The 6,459-nt window shown below is 71.2% G+C and carries 3 protein-coding genes; 1 reads left to right on the top strand and 2 read right to left on the bottom strand.

Going from position 1 to position 6,459, the window contains the following annotated elements:
* On the bottom strand, window positions 1-1,189 hold a 1,189-nt coding region (locus KD1_RS14660; RefSeq protein WP_068403156.1), incomplete at its 3' end, for a cysteine desulfurase family protein.
* Window positions 1,190-1,227: 38 nt separating this feature from the next.
* Window positions 1,228-6,063 (bottom strand): NAD-glutamate dehydrogenase, encoded by a 4,836-nt coding sequence (locus tag KD1_RS14655; RefSeq protein WP_068403154.1) that lies wholly within the window; start codon window positions 6,061-6,063, stop codon window positions 1,228-1,230.
* Window positions 6,064-6,202: 139 nt separating this feature from the next.
* Here KD1_RS14655 and KD1_RS14650 point away from each other — a divergent pair.
* The coding region (locus tag KD1_RS14650; protein ID WP_157073386.1) for a hypothetical protein at window positions 6,203-6,459 on the top strand (257 nt) is incomplete at its 3' end.

Raw genomic sequence — 6,459 nt, 5'->3', positions numbered from 1 at the left:
CCCCCGCCGCTCGGCGCGCGCGCTCCACCGCGGGCGGCAGTGCCGCCAACAACGCGTCGACATCCGCGCGAGTACTGGTGTGCCCCAACGTGATCCGCAGCGAACCGGCGGCCTGCTCCGGGGTGTACCCCAAGGCGAGCACGACGTGACTGGGCCGCGGCACCCCCGCCTGGCAGGCCGAGCCGGTCGAAACCTCGACCCCGGCCGCGTCGAGCAGGTACAGCAGGCTGTCGCCCTGGGTGCCGGGCACGAGCAGGTGTACGTTGCCGGGCAGCCGTGACGTGACGTCTCCGGGCTCCCAGCAGCCGGTGACGGTGATGCCGAGATCGAGCGCGAGCGCCCCGCGGATGAGGTCGTCGCGCAGCCCGGCGACCCGCGCCGATTCGGTCGCCATGGTTGCGGCCGCCTCGTCGAGGGCCGCGGCGAACCCGGCGACCAGCGGAGCGTCGAGCGTCCCCGAGCGGATCTTGCGCTCCTGCCCGCCGCCGAAGGTCAGCGGCTCGAGGGCGACGTCGCGGCGCACCAGGAGGGCACCCACCCCGACCGGACCGCCGAGCTTGTGGGCGGTGACGGTCATGAGGTCGGCCCCGGAGGCGGCGAAGTCGACCGGCACGTGGCCGGCGGCCTGCACGGCGTCGGTGTGGAACGGCACTCCGTGCTCGCGCGCCGTGGCCGCCATGCCCGCGATGTCCTGGATCGTGCCGACCTCGTTGTTCGCCCACATGACGGAGGCCAGGGCCACGGAATCCGGCCCACCCGCGGAGGTGAGGGCGCTCGCCACGTCCGCCACGGCGATCCGCCCGCACTCACTCGGCTCGACGAAGGTCGCCTGCGCGCCCTCGCGCGTGACGAGGTGCTCGACGACGTCGAGGACGGCGTGGTGCTCGACGCCGCTGGTGACGATGCGGGTGCGGCCCGATCCCCCCGGAGCACCGTGGCGCGCCCGCCACAGGCCGGTCACCGCGAGGTTGTCGGCCTCGGTCCCACCGGAGGTGAAGATGACCTCCGACGGCTGGGCGCCGAGTGCCCCGGCGATCCGCTCACGCGATTCCTCGACGACCGAGCGCGCGGCGCGGCCGGAGGTGTGCAGGGAGGAGGGATTGCCGACGCGCTCCATCTGTTCGAGCACGGCAGCACGCGCCACCGGGAGCATCGGCGTGGTGGCGGCGTGGTCGAGATAGGCGGTCATCGGCGTCAAGTCTAGGCGCCGATCGGTGCGCCCCCGCGTCAGCGGACCATCGACCGCAGGGATCGCAACGCGACCGACAGCGCCGCGATGTTCGACTCGCCCGTCAGGTCCATGCCCTGCAGGGTCGTGCGGGCACGCTGCACCCGCTCGGCCGACAGTGCCTCCCAGTGCGCGATCCGCTCCGCGGGGGTGCCGGCCGGGGCGGTGTCGAGCACACAGCGCGTCAGCGCCTCGTCGACGGCGTAGAGGTCCTGGCGCAGGGCCACCCGGGCCAAGGTCTCCCACCGGTCGACGCGCGGCAGCCGGGCCACCTGACGCAACAGTTCGTCGATGCCGAAGTCCTCCGAGAGCAGGTAGTACAGCGCCGCGACCTCGCCGGCGGGCAGGTCGAGGTCGGTGGCGATCTCGACGATGTCGAGGAACGAGTACGCGTCGAGCAGCCCCGCCGCGCGGGCGGCCAACTCCACCGGCACGCCCTCGTCGACATAGCACTGGACGTCCTTCTCGAACCGCTCGCGCTCGCCTCCGGCCAGCAGGTGTCCCAGGTCCAGGCCCAACTGGGCCAGCGGGGCCGTGAACTTCTCGATCTCGGTGGCGAGGTCGAGGTGCGTGGGGCGGGCGGCGAGGAACCAGCGCGTCCCCCGGTCGAGCAGGCGGCGCATGGCCAGGAGCATCCGGTACTGGGTCGCGGCCGGCACCTGACCGTCGAGGGCCTCGACCGCCGCGGCGTAGCCCCCGAGATCGAAGACCTCGCGGGTGGCGAGGAAGCCGCGCGCCGCGTGCGGGGTGCTCGCTCCGGTCTCCTCCATGGTCCGGAACGCGAACGTGAATCCGCCGTGGTTGACCATGAGGTTGGCCACGACCGTTGTGATGATCTCGCGGCGCAGCGGGTGGCGCTGGATGGCCTCGGGGAAGCGCTCCCGGACCTGGGCCGGGAAGTACTGCGCCAACGTCGTGCGCAGCCACGGGTCGTCGGGCAGATCGGAGTCGATGATCGCGTGTTTGGCCGCGAGCTTGGCGTACGCCACGGCCACGCAGTTCTCCGGTTGGTAAAGCGCCACCCCGGCCGTGGCCCGCCGCGTGAGTTCGCCGTCGGAGGGGAGGAACTCGAGGTCGCGATCCAGCCCGGCGGTCGACTCGAGGGACGTCAGCGCCCGCGGAATGACGCTGCTCAACTCGTGCTCGGTGAACATCGTCACCCCGAGCAGAACGTTCTGGTCGTAGTTGGTGCGCAGCACGTGGTCGGCGACCTCGTCGGTCATGGCGTGCAACAGCGCGTCCCGGTCGGGGCGGGTCAACTCGCCCGAGGTCATCAGCCCGGACAGCAGGATCTTGAGGTTGACCTCATGGTCGGAGGTGTCCACCCCGGCCGAGTTGTCGATCGCGTCGGTGTTGATCGCGATGCCCTTGGCCGCCGCCTCGATCCGGCCGCGTTGGGTGAACCCGAGGTTTCCGCCCTCCCCCACGACGTGGACGCGCAGGTCGGCCCCGTCGACGCGCACCGCGTCGTTGGCCTTGTCGCCCACCTCGGCGTGCGTCTCGCTGCCGGCCTTGACATAGGTGCCGATCCCGCCGTTCCAGAGCAGGTCGACCGGGGCACGCAGCACGGCGGAGATGAGATCGGTGGGCGCCAGCGAAACGGTGTCCGCGGGCAGGTCGAGCAGTTCGCGCACCTGGGCGGTGATCGGGACCGACTTCTCGGTGCGGGCGACGACGCCGCCGCCGGGGCTGATCCGCGCGCGGTCGTAGTCATCCCAGGACGACCGGGGCAGGTCGAACAGGCGCTGCCGCTCGGCCAGGGACGTCGCCGGGTCCGGATCGGGGTCGAGGAAGATGTGGCGGTGGTCGAACGCGGCCATGAGCCGGATGTGGGGCGAGCGCAACATGCCGTTGCCGAACACGTCTCCGCTCATGTCGCCGATGCCGACGACGGTGAAGTCCTCGCGCTGGGTGTCGTGGCCGCGTTCGCGGAAGTGTCGACGCACCGACTCCCACGCTCCCCGCGCCGTGATGCCCATGGCCTTGTGGTCGTACCCGGCCGACCCGCCCGAGGCGAAGGCGTCGTCGAGCCAGAAGCCGTGCGCCCGACTGATGCGGTTGGCCGTGTCGGAGAGTCGTGCGGTGCCCTTGTCGGCCGCGACGACGAGATACGGGTCGTCCCCGTCGTGCCGCACGACGTCGCGCGGGGGCACGACCTCGTCCCCGACCCGGTTGTCGGTCAGGTCGAGCAGGGCCGAGACGAAGATCTCGTAGGCGGCCACGCCCTCCGCCAGCCAGGCGTCGCGGTCGGCCGGGTCGGGCAGGTGTTTGGGGACGAACGCCCCCTTCGAGCCGGTGGGGACGATGACGGCGTTCTTCGTCATCTGCGCCTTGACCAGCCCCAGCACCTCGGTCCGGAAGTCCTCGCGCCGGTCCGACCAACGCAGCCCGCCGCGAGCCACCGCCCCGAACCGCAGGTGGGAGCCCTCCACGCGCGGGCTGTACACCCAGATCTCGACCTTCGGGTGCGGTGCCGGCAGGCCGGGCACCGCCTCCGGTGAGAGCTTGATGGCCACGTCGGTACGCGGAGCGTCGTCCGGGCCGGGTTGGTAGTACGTCGTCCGCCACGTGGCCCGCACGACGGCAAGCAGGGCCCGCAGAATGCGGTCGTGGTCGAGGCTGCGCACGGCGTCGAGCGCGGTCGAGATGACGGCCGCGAGGCGCTCCTCCTCGTCGGTGGCGGCCCGATCCGCGGCCTCGTCGCCCGCGGGTCGGCGAGCGGGGTCGAACCGCGCCTCGAAGAGGCGGACGAGGTCGGTGGCGACGGTGGGATTGGCGGCCAGCGCCGCGTGGATGTACGGCAGGGAGTACCGGGCCAGGCCCTGCTGCAGGTACGTCGCCAGGGTGCGCAGGATGACGACCTCGCGCCACTGCAGGCCCGCGCGGATGACGAGCGAATTGAGGTCGTCGGACTCGGCGTCGCCGCGCCAGATGGCCGCGACCGCCGACTCGATGAGCGCGCGCATCTCGTCATGCCCCGACCGTTCCCACAGGGTGGGGTCGGCCACCCGAAGCCCGAGATCGTAGATCCGCAACGGGGTGCCATCGGCGCGGGTGACGGTGTAGGGACGCTCGTCGATGACCTCGATCCCCATGTGCGTGAACACCGGCAACACGTTCGCCAGGGAGACCGGAACGGCGCTGAACAACTTGAATCGCCGGGTGTCCGGATCGCCGTCGGGCGAGCGGTAGAGCACGACCTCGGTGGGATGGTCCGCGCCGAGCTTCACCAGCCGTTTGAGGTCGGCGACGCCCTGCGCGGTGGTGAAGTGCTCGACGTACTCGGGCGGGAACCCATGACCGAAGTCGCGCCAGACCTGCGCGGCCTGACCGTTCAGGCTCATCGGCAGTTGGTCGGCGAGCCGCTGCTGCCAGGTCCGCACACTCGCGGCGATGTCGGCCTCGAGTTGGGTGACCTGCTCCGGGGTCAGCGGGCGGATGGGCGTCCCGTCCGAACGACGCACGACGTACGCGAGGCGAGCGCGCGGGTCCTCCGAGACGCGCGCGGTGAACTCGAGTTGGTCGGCGGCGAACACGCGGCGCAGGAGCACCTCGAGGCGGCGTCGCACCGGGGTGACGTACCGGTCGCGCGGCAGGTAGATCAGCACCGAGACGAAGTCGTGGGCGGCGCTGTGTCGCAGGAACATCCGCGCCGTGTGGCGGTTGCCGAGGTGGATCGCGTCGAGGACGACGGCGGTGAGGTGGTCCACGTCGTCCTGGAGCAGTTCGTCGAAGGGGTAGCTCGACAGCAGGCTCACGACCTCCTGCTCGCCATGGGTGTCGGGCAGGAATCCGGTGCGGCGGACGACCTCGGCCACCTTCTCGCGCACCAACGGGATCTCGGTGACCGGCAGGGCCCGGGCGGCGTCGGAGAACATCCCCCAGATGACGAACTCGCGGTCCACGACCCCGCCCGGGCCGAACTGCCGCACGGTGATCTCGTCGAGGTATCCGGTGTGGTAGATCACCGAGCGCACCGACGACTTCATCACCACGAGCAGCTGGGACGGGTCGACCGCCATGCTCATCGGCTGGACTGCCACCCGATCACGCGGCGAGCGGCACATGCCCAGGTCGGTCTCGCGCAACGGAATCCGACGGTGCCCTTCGACGGCGTAGTCACGGGCACCGACGAACGCGAACATCTGCTCGGTCAACCAGCCGAGGAACTCCACGGCCACGGCATTCTCGGCGTAGCTGACGGGCGAGTCGTTGGAGGGCACGGAGGCGAGTTCACGGGCCCGCTGATGCACACGGTGCTCGATGCGCGGCCAGTCGGCCAGGGCGAGCTGCAGGTCGGCGAGGACGAATCCGATGGCTTCGGTCAGGTCCTCGCACCGTTGTTCGTCGCACGTCTGCGAGAGTTCGAAGGACATCCACGACTCCCGGATCCGCCCGAACCCCTCCCCCAGGACGTCGACGTTCTCGTCCATGATCTCGAGCAGGTGCCCGTCGACGTCCCGCGCGATGAGGGGCTCGGGGTGCAACACGTGGCGCACCTGGGTGCCGAGGTTCTCCAACGCGTTGGTCACCGATGCGACGAGGTAGGGCACGTCCTCGGTGACGATGAGCGCGATGGAGTGCTGTTCGGTCCCGTCGATGACCGGAGTGATCACCTTGGCCTTGGTCTCACCGCGAGCGCGAACGGCACCCAGGTCGCGGTGCACCCGCACGGCCTCGGTCAGGGCAGCCGGGTCGCGCTGGCCGATGACGTCGAGGTCGGCGTGTCGGTAGTACTGACGCAGGAGGTGGCTCAGCTGGGTGTCGGCGGGATCGACGGTGGCCAGGGCCTGCGCGATGAGGTCACGGTGCCGGGCATCCAACGTCTCGAGCATGGGGGCCTCCTCGGGGACAACGAACCACCCTTTGGCAAGCCTATGTCGATCGGCGTGGCGCGGCGGCGATCTCGGTCCATTCGCCGGACCTGTGGACGACGGCGGGGTCGGCGTGACGGGCGTGACTAGAGTGAGTCGCATGGTTGACGAGCCCTCCCCCGCGACGCTGGTGGTGACGGCGCTGGAGGATCTGCGTCGCACGGCCGACGCCGCCTCGGAGGACCTGCTCGCCGCCTATCCCGTGCTCGGTGATCTGACGGCCCAGCGCGCGGTCGATCAGAGCGTCGACGCGGCCGCCGATCTGCTGCGGAGCGTCGCGGCGCAGGCGGCCGACATCGCCACCCGGGTGGGGGCCGCGCGCCCGACCTCGCGCGCCGACTCGACCGGCTCGATCGG

The sequence above is a fragment of the Kribbia dieselivorans NBRC 106261 genome, assembly GCF_001552435.1.
In the GTDB taxonomy this organism is placed as follows: domain Bacteria; phylum Actinomycetota; class Actinomycetes; order Actinomycetales; family Dermatophilaceae; genus Kribbia; species Kribbia dieselivorans.
This window is presented reverse-complemented; position numbering and strand designations above follow the sequence as displayed.